The sequence below is a fragment of the Nonomuraea sp. NPDC049625 genome (assembly GCF_040675285.1).
GTDB lineage: Bacteria > Actinomycetota > Actinomycetes > Streptosporangiales > Streptosporangiaceae > Nonomuraea > Nonomuraea angiospora_A.
Genome location: NZ_JBFAOQ010000016.1, coordinates 128235 through 148534, shown reverse-complemented (window position 1 = coordinate 148534; position 20300 = coordinate 128235). Strand labels below are relative to the sequence as shown.

16 protein-coding genes are annotated in these 20300 nt (G+C 67.8%); 8 read left to right on the top strand and 8 right to left on the bottom strand.

Annotated elements, in window-relative coordinates:
* Positions 1–72: 72 nt before the first annotated feature.
* Entirely contained in the window at positions 73–1029 is a 957-nt protein-coding gene (locus AB0J87_RS48525; protein WP_350724212.1) for a D-alanine--D-alanine ligase, read from the top strand.
* 1185 nt (positions 1030–2214) lie between these two features.
* The gene (locus tag AB0J87_RS48520) at positions 2215–3261 is read left to right on the top strand and encodes a beta-eliminating lyase-related protein (RefSeq protein WP_363978802.1); all 1047 of its coding nucleotides are present in this window, start codon (positions 2215–2217) and stop codon (positions 3259–3261) included.
* Between the two features lie 936 nt (positions 3262–4197).
* Here AB0J87_RS48520 and AB0J87_RS48515 read toward each other — a convergent pair.
* From AB0J87_RS48515 to rpmH, 8 genes are all read right to left on the bottom strand, one after another.
* The gene (locus AB0J87_RS48515; RefSeq protein WP_363978800.1) at positions 4198–5160 is read right to left on the bottom strand and encodes a ParB/RepB/Spo0J family partition protein; all 963 of its coding nucleotides are present in this window, start codon (positions 5158–5160) and stop codon (positions 4198–4200) included.
* A gap of 2077 nt (positions 5161–7237) precedes the next feature.
* On the bottom strand, positions 7238–8164 hold the full coding sequence (locus AB0J87_RS48510; protein ID WP_363978797.1) for a ParA family protein: 927 nt from the start codon (positions 8162–8164) through the stop codon (positions 7238–7240).
* 137 nt (positions 8165–8301) lie between these two features.
* Complete coding sequence (gene rsmG / locus AB0J87_RS48505) at positions 8302–8973, bottom strand: 16S rRNA (guanine(527)-N(7))-methyltransferase RsmG (protein WP_363978794.1); 672 nt, start codon at positions 8971–8973, stop codon at positions 8302–8304.
* Positions 8974–9266: 293 nt separating this feature from the next.
* Complete coding sequence (locus AB0J87_RS48500; protein ID WP_350724222.1) at positions 9267–9755, bottom strand: R3H domain-containing nucleic acid-binding protein; 489 nt, start codon at positions 9753–9755, stop codon at positions 9267–9269.
* Between the two features lie 20 nt (positions 9756–9775).
* Positions 9776–10699: a membrane protein insertase YidC gene (gene yidC, locus AB0J87_RS48495; RefSeq protein ID WP_363978790.1), complete on the bottom strand. Its 924-nt coding sequence runs from the start codon at positions 10697–10699 to the stop codon at positions 9776–9778.
* Positions 10700–10703: 4 nt separating this feature from the next.
* Positions 10704–10985, bottom strand: coding sequence for a membrane protein insertion efficiency factor YidD (gene yidD, locus AB0J87_RS48490; RefSeq protein ID WP_319718238.1), 282 nt, complete (start codon positions 10983–10985; stop codon positions 10704–10706).
* Positions 10982–11344, bottom strand: coding sequence for a ribonuclease P protein component (rnpA, locus tag AB0J87_RS48485; RefSeq protein WP_363978788.1), 363 nt, complete (start codon positions 11342–11344; stop codon positions 10982–10984). The genes yidD and rnpA overlap by 4 nt, the downstream gene beginning before the upstream one ends.
* 59 nt (positions 11345–11403) lie before the next feature.
* Complete coding sequence (gene rpmH / locus AB0J87_RS48480) at positions 11404–11541, bottom strand: 50S ribosomal protein L34 (protein WP_043614899.1); 138 nt, start codon at positions 11539–11541, stop codon at positions 11404–11406.
* Positions 11542–11988: 447 nt separating this feature from the next.
* Between rpmH and dnaA the strand changes: the two genes are divergently transcribed.
* The 6 genes from dnaA to gyrB all read left to right on the top strand — a co-directional run bounded on the left by dnaA (position 11989) and on the right by gyrB (position 20293).
* On the top strand, positions 11989–13569 hold the full coding sequence (gene dnaA, locus AB0J87_RS48475; RefSeq protein WP_350724228.1) for a chromosomal replication initiator protein DnaA: 1581 nt from the start codon (positions 11989–11991) through the stop codon (positions 13567–13569).
* Between the two features lie 523 nt (positions 13570–14092).
* Complete coding sequence (gene dnaN / locus AB0J87_RS48470) at positions 14093–15232, top strand: DNA polymerase III subunit beta (RefSeq protein ID WP_355192871.1); 1140 nt, start codon at positions 14093–14095, stop codon at positions 15230–15232.
* Between the two features lie 46 nt (positions 15233–15278).
* On the top strand, positions 15279–16226 hold the full coding sequence (gnd, locus tag AB0J87_RS48465; protein WP_363978782.1) for a phosphogluconate dehydrogenase (NAD(+)-dependent, decarboxylating): 948 nt from the start codon (positions 15279–15281) through the stop codon (positions 16224–16226).
* A 35-nt stretch (positions 16227–16261) separates the two neighbouring features.
* Complete coding sequence (gene recF, locus AB0J87_RS48460; protein ID WP_363978779.1) at positions 16262–17506, top strand: DNA replication/repair protein RecF; 1245 nt, start codon at positions 16262–16264, stop codon at positions 17504–17506.
* Positions 17496–17996, top strand: coding sequence for a DciA family protein (locus tag AB0J87_RS48455; RefSeq protein ID WP_363978777.1), 501 nt, complete (start codon positions 17496–17498; stop codon positions 17994–17996). The genes recF and AB0J87_RS48455 overlap by 11 nt, the downstream gene beginning before the upstream one ends.
* Before the next feature lie 353 nt (positions 17997–18349).
* Positions 18350–20293 (top strand): DNA topoisomerase (ATP-hydrolyzing) subunit B, encoded by a 1944-nt coding sequence (gene gyrB / locus AB0J87_RS48450; RefSeq protein WP_363978775.1) that lies wholly within the window; start codon positions 18350–18352, stop codon positions 20291–20293.
* Positions 20294–20300 lie beyond the last annotated feature (7 nt).

Below are 20300 nucleotides of genomic sequence, written 5' to 3'. Positions count from 1 at the left end.
GCCACCGCCCAGTTCACTGCAGCTTGGCGGTACGGTTGGACAGCGGCGCGTGCGATCAGCGGAGGAGATGTGATGAGCGATCTGGGCCACGTGCTCGTGCTGGCCGGAGGTCTCTCCTATGAGCGAGAGGTGTCCCTGCGCTCCGGTCGCCGAGTCAGCGAGGTGCTGCGTGCGGCGGGCGTCGACGTGGAGGCCCGCGACACCGACGCGTCCCTCGTGCCCTCCATCCTCGCGGACCCGCCAGACGCGGTCTTCGTGACCCTCCATGGTGGCGCGGGCGAGGACGGCGCGATCCGTTCCGTCCTCGAGCTTCTCAACGTCCCGTACGTGGGCGCCGACCCGGACGCGTGCCGAGTGGCCTTCGACAAGCCCACGGCCAAGGCCGTCGTACGCTCGGTCGGCCTGCGGACGCCGCAGTCCGTCACGCTGCCGAAGGAGACGTTCCACGACCTCGGCGCCACGGTGGTGCTGGGGCGCATCATCGAGCGCCTCGGCCTGCCCCTCTTCGTCAAGCCCGCCCGGGGCGGCTCGGCGCTGGGCGCCTCGATCGTCCGCACGGCAGAAGAACTCCCCGCCGCCATGGTCGGCTGCTTCGCATATGGCGACACGGCGCTGATCGAACAGTACGTGGATGGCGTAGAGGTGGCGGTCTCCGTCGTGGACCTCGGCAACGGCCCGGAGGCCCTGCCTGCCGTGGAGATCGTCCCGGACGAGGGCGTCTACGACTACGCGGCGCGCTACACGGCCGGACACACCGAGTTCTTCGCCCCCGCCCGTCTCTCCGCCCAGGCGGCCGCGGCGTGCGCCGAAACGGCGGTGACCGCCCACACGGCTCTCGGCCTCCGCGACATCTCCCGTACGGACCTGATCGTCGACGCCGACGGCATCCCGCACTTCTTGGAAGTCAACGTGGCCCCGGGAATGACGGAGACCTCACTCCTCCCGATGGCCGCCGAAGCCGCCGGCCAGGACCTGGGCGACCTCTGCCGCACCCTCCTCCAAAACGCCGCCACCCGCGCCCACACCTGACCACCACTCCCTGCCACCTCCTCTACGGTCGCCCAGTCAGCGCGCGCCTGCCCCTGACTCCCAGGCGCGCCCTCCCACCCGTGACTGCACCTCACAGGCAACCCGCTCTATTCACCCGAACGCGGCCAGCTCAAAAATCAGCTCGAGTCCGCGCGCCCGCCAGCACACCCCTCCCGAAAGCCGACGTCGAAGACCGACCCGGAAGCAAGCGCCCAACGGCCAGCCAACCCGAGGCCGAGCAACCGCCAGCACGACCACCCCAAAAGCGAACGACCGGCACCACCGCCGACTCGGCGACGAACGCCCACTGCACGGCCAACCACCCGACGCACGCCGCCCCAGAGCGAACGGTCAGCACCACAGCCGACACACAGGTAGACGTCCGGCAGCAGGGCAACCACCACCGAGGCGAACGGTCAACACCACAGCGGACGCAAAGACAGACGTCCGACAGCACGGCCAACCCAGAGGCGAGCGACCGCCAACACCACCACCCCCGGCACGAACGGTCAACACCACCGCCGACTCAAAGGTGGGCATCCGACAGCGCAGCCAACCCAGAGGCGAGCGACCGCCAACACCACCGCCCCCGGCACGAACGGTCACACCACCGCCGACGCAAAGACAGACGTCCGACAGCACGGCCAACCCAGAGGCGAGCGACCACCAACACCACCACCCCGGAAGACGAACGACCGGCACCGTCGCCGACCCAAAGGTGGGCATCCGAGAGCCCGGTCGGTTCGGGGCCGCTTCCGGCGGAGTGGCTGAGTCCTTAGGACAGCACACGACTCAGAGCGAGTTTCCTCCCAGCAGAGGCCGCAGCGGCACAACGCTTGCCGGAGCGGCGCGCCACGCACACTTGGCCAGGGCAACCCCGCCCCCTGGCCGCCTCTACACGGGCGCGGTCCTGACCCCCATCGGCGGGGGAGCTGGCGCTTCTCCGCTGCCATCCTCGCCTTCCACGTTGAGCCCACCACGGACGCCAGCCACCATGCAGAGGAAGAGCACACGCGTGCGTGCCAGCGCCCGGCCGCATCTAGGTCGCACGCCTCCCGTTCATCACCAGCCCATCCACAGAACGCGCGGAAGAGTGACCCCCACCGGATCCACAGCCTCGTGGGACGGGGATCGATCGACGGATGCCCGGGCACCGGGCTGAGGGCAGATAAGTAGCCTTACCGTGTGCTGATCGATTCCATGTACCCCAAGAGCTTCGCCAGCGACAACCACGCCGGCGTTCACCCGACCATCCTCGAAGCCATCGCCTCAGCCAACCACGGAGACGCGCCCGCCTACGGCGACGACAACTGGACCTCAGCGTTCGAGGAAAGGGCCAAGGAAGTGTTCGGCGCGGGCGCCGAGGGCTTCGCGGTGCTCAACGGCGCGGGCGCCAACATGGTCGGGCTGGCCCTAATGCTCGGCCGCTACGACGCAATCCTCTGCGCCGACAGCGCCCACATCGCCACGCATGAAGCAGGAGCCTCGGAACGCCTGCTCGGCGTCAAGCTGATGACGATCCCCACCGAGGATGGCAAGCTCCGCCCGGAGGACATCAAGTCCCGCCTGGGCGGGATCGGCAACCCCCACGAGTCCCAACCCACGGTGGTCTCCATCTCCCAAGTCACAGAGCTCGGCACCTGCTACTCCCCCGCCGAGATCGCCGCCGTGGCGGAGGCGGCACACGAGTCGGGTCTACGGCTCCACATGGACGGTGCCAGACTCGCGAACGCCGCCGCCTTCCTCGACTGCGATCTGAAGGCCATCACGACAGACGCCGGGGTGGACGTCTTCAGCTTCGGCGGCACCAAGAACGGCGCTCTGGCGGCCGAGGCGGTCGTCGTCCTCGACTCCTCGCTCGCGCCCGGTGTCCCGTTCCTCCGCCGCCAGTCGCTGCAACTCGCCTCGAAGATGCGCTTCATCTCAGCTCAGCTTTCGGCGCTTCTGACGGACGATCTATGGCGCGAGAACGCTTCTCACGCCAACAAGATGGCGGCCCGCCTGGCGGACGGTCTGGCCGATGTGCCCGGCGTTTCCTTGGCGCACCCGGTCCAGTCCAACGCCGTCTTCGCCGTCCTCCCACCCGCCGTCGCGGAGACCCTCAGAGGACGCTATCTGTTCCACTACTGGGACGAGCGCGCTGGCATCGTCCGCTGGATGACCGCCTTCGACACGACGCCGGAGAACGTGGACGACTTCCTCGACGACCTCCACAAGGCCGCCGCCGCGTAGCCTCGCGCCCACGCCGCCCGCCGTTTCACGTGAACCACATCGCCCTCGCAGCAGCGCGCCACGGCTCCATGTTTCACGTGAAACGCCCCCCAAGAACCGCTTACCCCGAAGAACCGCCGCCCGTAAGGCGATCTACCAACCCGGCCCCTCGACCAACCCAAGCACCTCGTTTCACGTGAAACATCGGCCACCCGAAGCGAGACTTGGCGTTGGTTTCACGTGAAACAGCCGCCCGACGAACTGTCCGCGGCAGTCTCACGTGAGATAGCAATCCAAACCGAGCGCCCTCAACCGTTCGTCGGCGCGTCACCGCCGCAGCGCCCGCACACGAGGATGGCAGCGGCTGGGAGCGATCGGTCAGCAATGACGGTTTCACGTGAAACAGCGAATCCGAACCGGGCACGTCAATCGCTCGTCCGCCGGCACCGTCGCGACGTCCATCGCGAGGCCGCTAGGGGTCGGGGGGCGATCGGTAGGCAGCGACGGTTTCACGTGAAACAGCGGCCCCGGCGAACCGTCCGCGGCGGTCTCACGTGAAACAGCAACCCGAACCGAGCACCCTCAACCGTTCGTCGGCGCGTCACCGCCGCAGCGCCCGCACACGAGGATGGCAGCGGCCGGGAGCGATCGGCCGGCAATGACGGTTTCACGTGAAACAGCGAATCCGAACCGGGCACGTCAATCGCTCGTCCGCCGGCACCGTCGCGACGTCCATCGCGAGGCCGCTAGGGGCCGGGGGGCGATCGGTAGGCAGCGACGGTTTCACGTGAAACAGCGGCCCCGGCGAACCGTCCGCGGCGGTCTCACGTGAAACAGCAACCCGAACCGAGCACCCTCAACCGTTCGTCGGCGCGTCACCGCCGCAGCGCCCGCACACGAGGATGGCGGCGAGCAGGAGCCGATCGGCTAGCAATGGCGGTTTCACGTGAAACAGCGTCAGTCTTCGGACTCCCGCATCGCGCGGACAGCTTCCGGCGCCATCGTGCCGATGATCCGCTCAAGGTCGTCGATCGTGGCGAACTCAACGACGATGCGTCCCTTGCGGCGGCCCAGATCCACCTTCACCTTGGTCTCGAAGTGGTCCGAGAGGCGATCGGCGAGGTGAGTAAGACCGGGAGCGGTGGGCTTGGGCGCCTGGCGCTCACGCGCGGGCTTCGTGGCGGCCTTGGCGCTCCCCATCGCGACGATCTCCTCAACCGCCCGGACCGAGAGGAGCTCCGCCACGATTCGCTTGGACAGATCGATCTGCTCGTCAGCGCTGCCGAGGCCGAGAAGGGCTCGAGCGTGACCGGCGCTGATAACCCCTGCGGCCACCTTCTGCTGAACCTCGGGCGGGAGGTTCAAGAGTCGGAGCGTGTTGGTGATGTGGGAGCGGGAGCGGCCGACCTTCTGCGCCAACTGATCGTGCGTCGCCTGGAAGTCATCGAGGAGTTGCTGATAGGCCGCAGCCTCTTCAAGGGCGTTCAGTTGCTCACGCTGAAGGTTCTCGATGAGGGCGTCCCGAAGGAGATCATCGTCCTGAGTGTTGCGGACGATCGCTGGGACCGGGTCCAAGCCGACCTGCTGACACGCCCGCCAGCGCCGCTCCCCCATGATCAGCTCGTACTGGCCACCACCGACCGATCGGACCACGATCGGCTGCAGCAGACCGACCTCGCGGATGGACGCCGCCAACTCCTCGAGGCGTTCCCCGTCAAAGATCTCACGCGGCTGCCGCGGGTTGGGGACGATCGCGTCCAGCGCGACCTCCTTGAAGTACGCGCCAGCGATCGGCCTCGGGCCGGTCTCCGCCGTTGAACCGTTCGACGGGGTCGACACCGTTCCCGTTCCGTCAACGATGGGACCGGTCGGGATGAGCGCCCCGAGCCCCTTGCCCAATCCCCGCCGCTGCTGACTCACTGCGTCTCCTCATCCACCCGGCCGATTCCGGTCACTCCAGGAGAGGTTACCGTCGTGCGCGCAACGGGGCGCCCCCTCGCCACACACCACCCCGTTCTATTTACACCGACACGATCACAAACCAACCGAACGACTGACTTGAGCCCATCTCACGCTCGAGGCAACCGCCACCACCACACGACCCGCCGCTGCGGTCAAGGGCCCCACACCGCGCCTGAACGCACTTCCCCCGCAGGGCTATCCCAACGCCCTCACCACCTTTCTCCTCCATCTCACTGCTCCGCATCCGTGCGATCGCATCATGTCGCCGGCCCGCCTCATCACTCCCCCGTCCCGCCGCCTCGCTGCCGCGCCCCCTCGCCACCTCTCGCCTCGCCACCCCACCGCTTCGCCGCCGCATCGTCCCGGTTCCCTGTTCCACTACCTCGCTGCCGCGCCACCCGACCGTTTTGCCGTCCCGCTGTCCCACCGCTTCACCGCCTCACCGTCCCACAGCTTCGCTGCCGCGCCGCTTCGCCACCCCGATATCCCGCTGTCCCACCGCTTCGCCGCCGTGCCGCCTCGCCGTCCCGCCTTCCTGTCCCACCGCCTCGCCACTCCCCCTGTCCTGGCTGCCTCGCCGTCCCACGCCTCACCGCCTTGGCGCAGCGCGGCGTAGGCCCAGGGGGCAGTTCCGCTCGGCGTAAGGGTTCTTCAGCATCCCCCCATCGCCATAACCCGGGATGCCGAGGCAGCCGCAGAACGGCGGGATCGCGAGTGCTTACGCCCATCGGACAGTGCGCTTAGACGTCACGCTCGACGCCAGCGGCGCCTGGGGAGCCATCGTCCAGCCGACGCTGCGCTTAGACGCCGCGGCTTGACAGCCGCGTTGCTCGGGGGCACCTTTAGGCACCGCACGGCGCGCTTCAACGCCGAGGCGGTGCTGGCGAGTGAGACGCCACCGCGTGATCACGCCCGCGGTGGTTCCCGAGGCGACCCTGCGCTGGTGGTTGGCAGCACGAGCCTGCTGGGGAGGCGGAGCCGCGAGACGCCCATGTGGCAAGGCGGGGATGCGGTTGTAAGACGTTCGAATGTCACTCCGCATGGCCAGCCCGCAACCGCACTCGCTGTGCCTCACTCGCATGCCACGATACCGACGCCTCACGATCCTGCCGGCGCGTCCGACCCGCAACGGCGGCGACTGTGCCCCCGGTCGCGAGCCGCGGTGGCTGGCTTCTCACGATCTTGCTGGCGTGTCGGTCCCTTCGCCCTGCCCGTCCGGCTACCCTGCTGCGGGGCTTACCTGATCGCTCTGCTGCCGCACTTACCTGGCTGCTTTACCCCGCTGGTCCGGCTTGCTTGGCTGCCCTGTTGGCTCTGTCGGCCCCGTCGGCCCCGTCGGCTCTGTCAGCTCTGTCGGCCCCGTCGGGCCCGGCTGGCCTGGCCGTCCTGTCGCCTCTATCGGCCCTACCGGCTCGGCCGGAGCGGCTGGCGTGGCTGACTAGGTTGCCTAGCTCGTCCGGCTGTCCAGCGGAGCTGGCGGCCCGGATGCCTCGATCGTGGTGCTCGATTCCGGGCCGCTTTGCAGAATCTCGCCAATCCTTCCTGCAGTCACCCAGCCTTCGTCACCCTTTGTCCCGGCAGGCCCGCCTTTACCGCCCGTCGCATCGCCGTCTCGCGGTCTCGCCATCTCGCTGTGCCGCTCGCACTCGGGGGTCGGTGTCCCCTGTCTCGTTGTGCCAACGGGACGTCGTGATGCTGGCCCGCGCTTGCCCCTATGGCGGCAGCTTGTCGTTTGCGCGTGCTGTCGTCCCCGTGCGCCTGGGGCAGGAGCTCGTGCCTCTACGGCGGTTGTGTGATCCGGTGGGGAGGCATGCTCGTGGGCCCTGGCTCGCTGCTGCTCGTGTCGAAGCAGGAGGAGGTAGGGCGGGGGCCGGTGGGGTCGAGGCCGCAGTAGGCGGGGTGGCTGCGTACGGCGGGTTGTGGGTGCTGTGGCGGGAGGCTGGGTGTGGAGGGGCCCGGGTTTGGGCGTGGGTGGGTGAGGGCTTGGCGGCCGACCTGGTGGGCGGGGCGCGGGAGTTGTGGTGCTGGGGTGGGGTTAGGCGACGGGGGCGCGGTGGGCGATCTCGCGGGCGGCGTCCATGTAGGCCATCGCGCCGCTGGAGCCCGGGTCGTACGTCATCACCGACTGCCCATAGCTGGGCGCCTCCGACAGGCGGACGCTGCGGGGGATGACCGTGTTGAGCACCGTGTCGCCGAAATGCGACCGGACCTCGTCCGCCACCTGAGAGGCCAGCCGGGTCCGCCCGTCGTACATCGTCAGGACGATGGTCGAGAGCTTCAGCGTCGGGTTGAGGTGTGCGCGGATCAGGTCGACGTTCCTGAGGAGCTGTCCGAGGCCCTCCAGGGCGTAGTACTCGCACTGGATCGGGATCATGACCTCTTCGGCCGCCACCAATGCGTTCACCGTCAGCAGGCCCAGGGAGGGCGGGCAGTCGATCACGATGTAATCGAGGTCGATCGCGTCGTAGGCCGCCAGCGCGCGCCGCAGGCGGGCCTCACGGGCCACCAGCGAGACCAATTCGATCTCCGCGCCGGCCAGGTCGATGGTGGCCGGGGCGCAATAGAGGTTCGGCATGTCGGGGACCTGCTTGACGATGTCCGCCATCGGGAGGTCGTCGACGAGGACCTGATAGACGTCCGGCACGTCGCCGCGGTGCTCGGTGGCCAAGGCTGTGGAGGCGTTGCCCTGAGGGTCGAGGTCCACCACGAGGACGCGCTGCCCATGCATGGAGAGGGCGGCGGCGATGTTCACCGATGTGGTGGTCTTGCCCACTCCGCCCTTCTGGTTGGCCACCGCGATCACCCTGGTCTTGGATGGACGCGGCCACGTGCCGTCCCCGCCGTCGGGAGTCTGAGCGGCCGTCGGGGTTGCGGATGTTTCACGTGAAACCACTGAGCTGAGCGCCTCTCGTACCAACGGCGAATCACCGGGATTCAGGGGGGTCTGGGTCACGATGTCCATCCTTTCAACCAGTGGTGTGCCGGTGCCAGGAGTTGACTGTCGCGACACGCCCATTTCGGGCCAGCCAACCCCGCTTGGACTCTCGGACGGACGGCTGTCCGGCCAACCAAGACCGCTTGACGCGACTGGCACGACCGTCACCTCCTTCGTCGACGCCTGGCTCGCTCCGGCGTGCGACCCGCTACCACCCGAACCAGTGTTGCAGGCGGCTCGACCTTACCGTGCCCGACGGTCACAAGCTCGGCCGTTCGTGCCCCGATGGCCCGCAATTGGGACTCTGCCTCGGCGAGCTCCTCGGCGGCGCGCTCCCCCTTCATGGCGATCAGCTCGCCACCCTCGTGGAGCAGCGGCATGGCCCATTTCAGCAGGCGATCGAGCGGCGCCACGGCACGAGCGCTGGCGACGTCGAACTCGCGCTTGCCCACCAGCTCCTCCGCCCGGCCGCGCAGCACCTCGACGTTGTCGAGCTTGAGCGCCTCGACGCACTCCTCCAAGAAGACGGTACGGCGAAGCAGCGGCTCCAGAAGCGTGACCGTGATGTCCTGCCGGACGATCGCCAGCACGAGCCCGGGCAGCCCGGCGCCGGAGCCGATGTCCACCAGGTGCACGTCCGGAGGCACGGCCTCGGCCACGACCGCGCAGTTGAGCAGATGGCGATCCCAGATCCTGGGCACCTCACGCGGACCCAGCAGCCCGCGGACCACGCCGGGCCCCGCCAGCAGCTGGGCGAACGCGTTCGCGCGTTCCCAAGCCTCCCCGGCGAAGACGTCCCGCGCTATGTCCGGCGGCGCCGGAAGCTCATCGCTCACTGGTCGGTGGCCCTTTCTGGGGCTGGTGGCCCTTGTTCGGTGGGAAGCCGGGTGGTCTCTACCCAAGGCTAAAGGTGAGATCACAGTGGAAGACTAGCGGGCCGGTCTGAAGGCGACCTTTCAGCACGCCGCCGTCCGTGTGACCCGGTCCGGATGGGGAGCGTTAACAAGGGGCATGCGCGCATAAATGCGCGCTACGACATACGTACAGGGATAAAAGAGCATAAATGCGAAACGGCCGTCCACCACGCGTACGTGCGGGCAGACGGCCGGATCGGATGGCGTAACACCCCTCAGGCGGGCAGGACCACCACGTAGCGGTGTGGCTCCTCGCCCTCGGACTCGCTGCGGAGCCCGGCGGCCGCCACCGCGTCGTGCACGATCTTGCGCTCGAAGGGCGTCATCGCGTGCAGCGACTTGGGCTCGCCGCCGTCCTTGACCTCGTTGGCGACCTCGGTGCCCAGCTTGGTCAGCTCGGCCCTGCGCCGCTCGCGGTAGCCCCCGACGTCGAGCATCAGGCGCGAGCGCTCACCGGTCTGCCGGTGCACGGCGAGGCGGGTCAGCTCCTGGAGCGCCTCCAGGACCTCTCCCCCGGGACCGACGAGCTCGTTGCCCTTGAGCCCCACGACGGAGACCATTGCGCGGTCGCCTTCGACGTCCATGTCGATGTCGCCGTCGATGTCGGCGATGTCGAGAAGGCCCTCGACGTAGTCGGCAGCGATCTCGCCTTCCTGCTCCAGCGCGTTGAGATCAGGAGCCTTCTCCTGCTCGGCCTCAGTCATGGCCGGCCTCTCCTTCATGTTCAAGACTTCTTGCTGCCGGTGCGCTTGCTGCGGGACTGGCGGCTTGGCTGCTGCCTGACGATCTTAGGCTCCGGCGGGGGCGGAGGCGCCTGCTCTTCGGGCGTGGTCTTGCGAAGTTTGGCGAACAGGCCGGGCTTGACCTCGATGGGGACCGCGTTGCCCTTGGCGTCGAACTGCGGCATCGGGTGCCGGCTGTAGAACCAGTGCTGCTGGCCCAGGGTCCAGAGGTTGGTGGTGACCCAGTAGAGGATCAGGCCCAGGGGGAAGTTCAGGCTGAAGAAGGCGAACAGCGGCGAGATGTACATCAGGATCTTCTGCTGCTGCGCCATGGGGTTGTCCGGCATCTGGGCCATCGAGCGGGTGACGCTCTGCCGGACGGTGAGGAAGGTGGTGAGCGAGCTGATCGCGACGAAGCAACCGATGATGATCTTCTCGCTGACCTGGGCGGCCTCGAAGAACGTGGCAGGAAGCGGGGCGCCCAGGATGAGGGCATGCTTGGCGCTGTCGACCAGCTCCTGCGTCATCCCGAACTTCGGCTGGTCCGCCGCGATCGCCCGCAGCACGGTGAACATCGAGATGAAGATCGGGAATTGGGCCACGACAGGGAGACAGCCGCCGAGGGGGTTGGCGCCCGCACCTTGGTACAGCGCCATGACCTCCTGGTTCATGCGCTGCTTGTCGTTCTTGTAGCGCTTGCGGAGGTCCTGGACCTTCGGCGCCAGCTCCTGCATCTTTCGCGACGAGCGCATCTGCTTGAGGAAGAGCGGGAAGATCAGGATCCGCATGCAGATGGTCAGCGTGATGATGGTGAGCGCCCAGGTCAAGCCGCTGTTCGGGTCGAGCACCGTGCTGTATGCCTGGTGGATCCAGGTAATGACTTGGGCGACGGCTGTGTACAGCCAGTTGAGCCAGGACAGCTCCACCGAGCTATCTCCCTTGCGTTTCGTGGGACCGGACCGGGCGTGGGGGCACCGGGTCTATACCTCCGGGATGGAATGGGTGGCACCGCCCGATGCGCCGGACAGTCAGCCAAATGCCGCGCAACGCTCCGTGCGTGGCGATCGCCTCGAGTCCATACGCGCTGCAGGACGGGTAGAAACGGCAGCGTGGACCCAGCATCGGGCTGATGAACGCCCGGTAGAACCGGATCGGGATGATCAGCGCCCGAGCGGCGAGGCTCGGCGTCACCCCTTGCGGCTGCTCCGTCATTTTTGTCCACCCGTCGAGGACTCGCGCCGCCTGAGCAAACGTTCCAGTGCGGAGTCGAGCTCGGCGGCCAGAAGCTCGAATCGCGCGGACGCGGCCGGTGGATTGGCGCGTACCACCAGCAGGCTACCTCGCGGCAGCCGGTCGAGACGGTCCCGCATCAGGTGTCGGAGCCGTCGCTTGACCTTGTTCCGGGTCACGGCGCCGCCTACGGCCTTGCTCACCACGAAACCCACTCGAGGGGACTCTTCCCCCGAAGTGGCGAAATGCACCACCAGAGTCGGACGACCAGCGCGCCTACCGCGCCTGACCGCCGCCTCGAACTCTTCCCCGCGCCGCATGCGGGAGTGACGGGACAGCACCGTATACGCCTAACGCCCGCCGGCAGGACGCACCGACGGGCCATATACGCGCGGAACGATCAGGCCGACAGCTTCTCGCGGCCCTTGCGGCGGCGAGCGGCGAGGATGGCGCGACCGGCCCGGGTGCGCATCCGCAGCCGGAAGCCGTGGGTCTTCGCGCGGCGACGGTTGTTCGGCTGGAAAGTACGCTTGCTCACGGGTGGGCTCCAGGCTTGAAGGTGCGCCACAAGGACGCTGTACACACATGGATGGCCTGCCAGGGAAGCGAGGGCACGCGAAATAGCCGTCGCGTGACAAGCCGACCGTCGTACGTTACGGGGGAAGCACCCCTCAGGTCAAACTGGACGGGTTATCCACCTTTCCACAGGCGACTTTTCCACCGCCGCCCCGGCGTCCACAGTATGTGCACCCAGGTGCCACTAGGCTGTGGACAATGCCTTGAACACAGCTGTGCACATAGATACTGTCGGCCCTTTCGAACCTGCTAAAGGGCTGTGCACAACCTGTGGATCTCCTGTGGAGGGCCTGGGCACGAAGCCCGGCCGCCACGTTGTGGACGAACGGGCCGCCGATCACCGCGGGCGGCCGCGCATGTGGATAAACGATCGCGGGGGGCCGCGAGAGGAAGGAGGGGGAGCCGCACCATGAACGGTGTCGACCTCGGCACGGTATGGGCGAGGGCCCTGAGCAACTTCCTCAACGAGAACGTGCCGATCCAGCAGCGTACGTGGCTTGGGATGGTGCGCCCGATCGCGCTGGCGAACGACACGATCGTGCTCGGCGTCCCCAACGACTTCATCAAGGACCTCATCGAGGGCAACAAGCTGCGCCCGCTCGTGGCGCACGCGCTGTCACAGGAGCTCGGCCGGACCATGCGGGTGGCCGTGATGATCGACACCACGGCGCCGGAGCAGCTGTCGGTCGACCCTCATCAACAGCCTGTGACTCAGAGTTATCCCCAGAATGTGGAGAGCCAGCCGCTCTACGCACAGCCCGCGCCATCGCAGCACCAGCAGGCTTCGGAGCCTCCGCAGTTCTATTCTCCACAGCCTGAGCCGCCCCAGATATCCACCGAATATCCACAGCCGGGCTTCTCTTTTGAACAGGCGCAGCCGTACACACCGCCTGTGGAAAAGGAGCCGGAGCCGGCTCCGAACCGGTGGGAAGCGAAGAGCAACAAGCCCAGCGAACCGGCCAGGCTCAATCAGAAGTACACATTCGAGACATTCGTCATCGGGGCCAGCAACCGGTTCGCCCACGCGGCGGCCGTGGCGGTCGCCGAATCCCCCGCGAAGGCGTACAACCCGCTCTTCATCTACGGAGACTCGGGGCTGGGGAAGACGCACCTGCTGCACGCGATCGGGCACTATGCACAGAGCCTGTACGACGGCGCGCGGGTCAGGTACGTGAGCTCCGAGGAGTTCACCAACGACTTCATCAACAGCATCCGCGACCACAAGGCCGACGGCTTTCGCGGACGCTACCGGGCGATCGACATCCTGCTTGTGGACGACATCCAGTTCCTGGAGGGCAAGGAGCAGACCCAGGAGGAGTTCTTCCACACCTTCAACACCCTCCACAACGCCAACAAGCAGATCGTCATCTCCAGCGACCGGGCGCCGAAGCAGCTGACCACGCTGGAGGACCGGCTGCGCAACCGGTTCGAGTGGGGCCTGATCACCGACGTCCAGCCGCCGGAGCTGGAGACCCGGATCGCGATCCTCAGGAAGAAGGCCATCCAGGAGGGCCTGGCCGCGCCGCCGGAGGTGCTGGAGTACATCGCCAGCCGCATCTCCACCAACATCCGCGAGCTCGAAGGCGCCCTGATCAGGGTCACCGCGTTCGCCAGCCTCAACCGGCAGGGTGTGGACCTGCAGCTCGCCGAGGTCGTGCTCAAGGATCTGATCACCTCGGAGTCCGACACCGAGATCACCATCGCGGCGATCATGACCGAGACCGCCAACTACTTCGGCATCAGCATCGACGACCTGTGCGGCACCTCACGCAGCCGGGCGCTCGTCAACGCCCGGCAGATCGCCATGTATCTGGCCCGCGAGCTGACCGAGCTGTCGCTGCCCAAAATCGGCCAGCAGTTCGGCCGCGACCACACCACGGTCATGCACGCCGAGCGGAAGATCCGCTCGCTCATCGCCGAGCGCCGGTCGATGTACAACCAGGTCAACGAGCTGACTTTGCGTATCAAGCGGACATCCCGCGGAGCCTGAACTTCATGCACAGCCTGTGGAAAACACTGTGGATCTGCGGAAACGCCGAAACCCGCCGGCTCTTCGCCACACAATGCCCGAAAAAATCCCCCACAGGGCCTGGGGACAAGGTTGGGGACACCCTGGGGAGAACCTGGGGACTACTCGTGGATAACGTGTGGACGTCCTGTGAACAGGCGATCTGGGACTCCAGCCGCGTCCCTTTTACCCCGTGGACAACTTGTGGAAACCTCGTGGATAACCCGTGGATGAAGGCACCAAGATCTGGGGACAGCCTGTGTGCACAGACTCGTCATCCCCAGGCGCGCGAGTTCTCCCCAGGCGTCACCCACACCCCCAGTGGATGAAAACAGGGCTGCTGAGCAGCTAGAACGCCGGTTGTCCACAGTTTCCACAGCCCCTAGTGTGATGACCTCTTATCTCTCTAACAAAGAAACTCAAGACCCATAGAGGGGTTCTCCCGGAGCTCAGGTGCGGGAGAGTGAACACTTGAATCAACGACGAACCCAGGAGGCCGATCACCGTGATGTTCCGAATCGAGCGAGACGTTCTCGCTGAGGCGGTGGCATGGACGGCACGCAGCCTCCCGGCGCGCCCGTCGGTGCCCGTGCTCGCAGGCATGCGTCTGGAGGTCACCGAGGGACAGCAGCTGAAGCTGTCCGGCTTCGACTACGAGGTCTCCGCCGAGGTGACGCTCGAACTCCAGACCGGTGAGGCCGGCGTCGTGCTGGTCTCGGGCAAGCTGCTAGCCGAGATCACCCGCGCACTTCCTGCACAGCCTGTGGACTTCGTGGTGGACGGCGCCAAGGCGGTCGTCACCTGCGGCAGCGCTCGATTCACGCTGCTGACCATGCCTGTGGAGGACTACCCGTCCCTCCCGGCCATGCCGCCGGCCGCCGGCCGGGTGGGCAGCGACGTGTTCGCCTCCGCCGTCGGCCAGGTCGCCGTCGCCGCCGGCCGGGACGACACCCTGCCGATGCTCACCGGCGTGCGGATGGAGATCGAGGGCGACACGGTGACCCTCGCCGCGACCGACCGCTACCGGCTCGCCGTACGCGAGCTGAAGTGGCAGCCGGGCCAGCCCGACTTCGCCGCCATCGCCATGATCCCGGGCAAGACCCTCGCCGACACGGCCAAGGCGCTCGGCACGACCGGCGCGGAGGTGGAGATCGCGCTCAGCTCCGCCGGCGGCACCGGCGAAGGCATGATCGGCTTCTCCAGCGCCGGACGGCGGACCACCACGCGGCTGCTCGACCCCGAGTTCCCCAAGTACCGGTCGCTGCTGCCCACGGAGTTCTCCGCCCGCGCGGACTTGTCCACAGGGCCGTTCGTGGAGGCGGTCAAGCGCGTCGCCCTGGTCGCCGAGCGCAACACCCCGGTGCGGCTGGCGTTCAAGAGCGGCGAGGTCGTGCTCGAGGCGGGCAGCGGCGACGAGGCGCAGGCCGTCGAGGCCCTGCCTGTGGATTACGAGGGCGAGGAGATGAACATCGCCTTCAACCACCAGTTCCTGCTCGAGGGACTGGGGGCCATCGACTCGGATGTTGCGCGACTTCAGATGACCACGTCGACGAAGCCCGCTATCCTCACCGGTGGCAAGCCTGTGGATGACGGAGCCGCTACGGACTACCGTTACCTGATCATGCCCATCCGCCTGTCAGGCTGATCCTGTCATCGGGGATGATGGAAGTCTGACAAGGGGGTAGGACAACATGCAGATCGGCATGGTCGGACTGGGCAAGATGGGCGGCAACATGGCCGAACGCCTGCGCCGCGGAGGTCACGACGTCGTCGGCTACGACCGCGATCCCGCGATCAGCGACGTGGGCAGCCTCAAGGAGCTGGTCGAACGCCTGCAGAAGCCGCGGGCGATCTGGGTCATGGTCCCCGCCGGCAAGCCCACCCAGGCGACGATCGACGATCTCGGCGAGCTGCTCGACCCCGGTGACATCGTCGTCGACGGCGGAAACTCCCACTATGTGGACGACCAGAAGCACGCCGCCGAGCTGGCCGAGAAGGGCATCGGCTTCGTCGACTGCGGCGTGAGCGGCGGCGTCTGGGGCCTCAAGAACGGCTACGCGCTCATGTGCGGCGGCGACCAGGCCAACGTCGACCGGCTCATGCCGATCTTCGAGACGCTCAAGCCCGAGGGCGAGGACGGCTTCGTGCACGCGGGCGAGGTCGGTGCCGGTCACTTCGCGAAGATGGTCCACAACGGCATCGAGTACGGCATGATGCAGGCGTTCGCGGAGGGCTGGGAGCTGCTCGAGGCCTCCGACGTCGTCAAGGACGTCAAGGGCTCGTTCAAGAGCTGGCGCACCGGCACCGTGATCCGCTCCTGGCTGCTCGACCTGATGGTCCGGGCGCTGGACGACGACGAGCACCTCGAGCAGCTCCGAGGTTATGCACAGGACTCCGGGGAGGGCCGGTGGACGGTGCAGGCGGCTGTGGACCACGCGGTGCCGCTGCCGGTCATCACCGCCTCGCTGTACGCCAGGTTCGCCTCGCGGCAGGACGACTCCCCCGCGATGAAGGTGGTCGCGGCGCTGCGCAACCAGTTCGGCGGCCACGCGACCACCTCCGCGGAGGGCAGCACCGAAAAGGGGGCCGACTCCCCCGGCGCCGATGTGATCCCGCCGCGCGAGACCGAGCGTCGGTGACCACAGGCATCCCCGAGGCGCACTAACCTCGTGGGGTGCATGTCGCCCACCTCTCGCTGACCGACTTCAGGTCGTACGCGTCCGTGGAGCTCGGCCTGGAGCCGGGCGTCACGGCGTTCGTGGGGCCCAACGGCCAGGGCAAGACCAACCTGGTCGAGGCCCTGGGCTACGTCGCGACGCACTCCAGTCACCGGGTGTCGAGCGACGCGCCGCTGGTGCGCAAGGGCGCCACGCGGGCGATCGTGCGCTGCGCCGTCCACAGGGATGACCGCCGGGCGCTGGTCGAGCTGGAGCTCAACCCGGGGCGGGCCAACCGCGCCAGGCTCAACCGCTCCCCCGTGTCCAGGGCCCGCGACGTCGTCGGCCTGCTGCGTACGGTGCTGTTCGCCCCCGAGGACCTGTCGCTGTCCAAGGGCGATCCGGCCGAGCGGCGCCGATTCCTCGACGACCTCCTGGTGGCCAGGACGCCCAGGTTCGCCGGCGTCCGGGCCGACTACGACCGGGTGCTCAAGCAGCGCGGCGCGCTCCTGCGTACGGCCGCGCAGGCCCGCAGGGGCAGCAGGAGCGCCAGACGGGCCGAGAGCGACAGCGGGTTCACCGCGGCCGGCGCGGGCGACGTGCTGAGCACCCTGGAGGTGTGGGACGCCCACCTCGCCAGGCACGGCGCGGAGCTCCTTCGGGCCCGGCTGGAGCTCGTCGAGGCGCTGCGCCCGCTGGTGGCCGGCGCCTACTCCGCGCTCGCTCCCGGGAGCGACCCCGCGACGCTGGCCTACCGCAGCACGTTGTCCACAGGTGGGGATACGGATGGGGGTGTCTCGAAGGACGAAGCCGCCGGTGAGCGGGGATCTTTCGATACACAGACGTTATCCACAGACTTGGGGAAAACCCTTGAAGAACGGCTGCGGGAGCGGCTATTGGAGGTCCGCTCAGCGGAGCTCGAGCGCGGCGTCACGCTCGTCGGCCCCCACCGCGACGACCTGATCCTCGGCCTGGGCGACCTGCCCGCCCGGGGCTACGCCAGCCATGGCGAGTCCTGGTCGTTCGCGCTGGCCCTGCGGCTGGCGGCGTACGACCTGCTGCGGGCCGACGGCGGCGATCCCGTGCTGATCCTCGACGACGTGTTCGCCGAGCTCGACAGCCAGCGCAGGCGGCGGCTGGCCGAGATCGTCGCGCCGGCCGAGCAGGTGCTCATCACCGCCGCCGTGCCGGACGACGTGCCCGCGGAGCTGGTGGGAGGCCGGTTCGACGTCGCAGAAGGGAGCGTGACCCGTGTCCGCTGACGACAACCCCGCGGCCAGGGGAGCCGCGATGGCCAGGGAGAAGCTCGCCCAGGCCAAGGCCGACGCGGCCAAGCGCGGCCAGCTCCCCCGGCGCGAACCCAGGCGCAAGGCGGCGGGGCCGCGCAGGGAGGGCGGCGATCCACAGCTTTTCGGACGTGCCATTGCCGACCTCCTGGCCGACCGCGGCTGGGAGCGCTCGGCGGCGGTCGGCGGGGTGTTCGGGCGCTGGATCGACATCGTGGGTCCTGACCTGGCCGCCCACACCAAGCCCGAGTCGTTCGAGGACGGCGAGGTGCTGATCGCGGCCGACTCCACGGCCTGGGCGACGCAGGTGCGGCTGCTCGCGCGCACCCTCGTCCGCCGGCTCAACGAGGAGCTCGGCGACGGCACCGTCACAAAGGTCAAGGTCAGAGGCCCGCAGAACGCTCCCCGGCCGTCCGGAGGGTTGCGGGTGACCGGAAGCCGGGGCCCTGGCGACACCTACGGATAGCCTCGATCAGCGGTTTTCCGCAGCAGGCACTTTTGCTGCTCCGGTTGGGCCCCAGGGGCGATCAGAAAGCCACAGACGCGATAAGCCCCCTTTCCGAAGGGGGGATGCTTACCGGGGGGCAAAACGAGCTAGGAGCCATCACAGGCGCGTTCCTTGCCACCTTCGGCCGCCGGACCCGGTAGACTGAAGACGGATTCCGGACACGTCCGCTTGCGTGTCACCCCGGCGCTAAGCCGACTTCCCTTGGGTGACCGCGCATCGGGGCACTCACGACGGTGACGGGCACGGTAGGGGCAGCTTTCGCAGGTTGATGGCCTCCCCCGCCGCGTGTCCGCGGCAGGAGGATTTCGCAGTTGTCCTACGACGCTAGCTCTATCACCGTACTCGAGGGGCTTGAGGCGGTTCGCAAGCGCCCGGGTATGTATATCGGCTCCACCGGGGAGCGCGGCCTGCACCACCTCGTCTACGAGATTGTGGACAACTCGGTGGACGAGGCCCTCGCCGGTTACTGCTCCCGGATCGACGTCACGCTCTTGGCCGACAACGGCGTACGCGTGGTCGACAACGGCCGTGGCATCCCCACAGGCTTCATGGAGAAGGAGAACCGCTCGGCGGTCGAGGTCGTGCTGACCACGCTCCACGCGGGCGGCAAGTTCGACAGCCAGTCCTACGCGGTCTCCGGCGGCCTCCACGGCGTCGGCTCGGCCGTCGTCAACGCGCTGTCCACCGCCATGGACGTCGAGGTCAAGCAGAACGGCCACTACTGGCGCCAGCGCTACGAGATGTCCAAGCCCCTCGCGCCGCTGGCCAAGGGCGAGGGCACCGACGAGACCGGCACCACGATCACGTTCTGGCCCGACCCCGAGATCTTCGAGACCACCGCCTGGAACTACGAGACGTTCTCGCGTCGCTTCCAGGAGACGGCCTTCCTCAACAAGGGCCTGACGATCACGCTCACCGACGAGCGCCCAGACCACATCAACGGCGAGGTCCACACCGTCACCTACTGCTACGAGGGCGGTCTGACCGACTTCGTCCAGCACCTCAACACCAAGAAGGAGGCGGCGCACGCGTCGATCATCTCCTTCGAGGAGGAGGGCGACGGCATCGCGGTCGAGATCGCCATGCAGTGGAACAACTCCTACTCCGAGTCGGTCTACACCTTCGCCAACATGATCAACACCGCGGAGGGCGGCACCCACGAGGAGGGCTTCCGCGCGGCGCTGACGACGATCGTCAACCGCTACGCGCGCGAGCAGAAGTTCCTCAAGGAGGGCAAGGACGACAACCTCTCCGGCGAGGACGTCCGCGAGGGCCTGACCGCGATCATCTCGGTCAAGCTGGCCGAGCCGCAGTTCGAGGGCCAGACCAAGGCCAAGCTGGGCAACACCGAGGCCAAGTCGTTCGTGCAGAAGGCCTGCAACGACCACCTGCGCGACTGGTTCGAGCGCAACCCCGGCGAGGCCAAGGACATCATCAACAAGTCGCTGCAGGCCTCGCGCGCCCGCATGGCCGCCCGCCAGGCCCGCGACCTGACCAGGCGCAAGTCGCTGCTCGAATCGGGCAGCGGCCTGCCGGGCAAGCTGGCCGACTGCCAGTGGAACGACCCGGAGAAGTGCGAGCTGTTCATCGTCGAGGGAGACTCGGCCGGCGGCTCGGCCAAGGGCGGCCGCGACTCGCGCTTCCAGGCGATCCTGCCCATCCGCGGCAAGATCCTCAACGTCGAGAAGGCGCGGATCGACAAGGTCCTCAAGAACAACGAGGTCCAGGCGCTGATCACCGCCCTGGGCACCGGCGTGCACGACGAGTTCGACATCGCCAAGCTGCGCTACCACAAGGTCATCCTCATGGCCGACGCCGACGTCGACGGCCAGCACATCAACACGCTGCTGCTGACGCTGCTGTTCCGGTTCATGAGGCCGCTGATCGAGGCCGGCCACGTCTACCTGTCGTGCCCGCCGCTCTACAAGATCAAGTGGGACCGCAAGGGTGAGGACGCCTCCTACGCGTACTCCGACACCGAGCGCGACGCGGTCATCGCCGAAGGGATCGCCAACGGCAAGGCCGACCCGCGGCCGCGGGACAACGTACAGCGGTTCAAGGGTCTCGGCGAGATGAACGCGGGCCAGCTCTGGGAGACCACGATGAACCCGGAGACCCGGCTGCTGCGCCTGGTCACGCTCGACGACGCGGCGCAGGCCGACGACCTGTTCAGCGTGCTCATGGGCGAGGACGTGGAAGCCCGGCGCGACTTCATCATCCGTAACGCGCGCGACGTCCGCTTCCTCGACGTTTAGTTAGAAA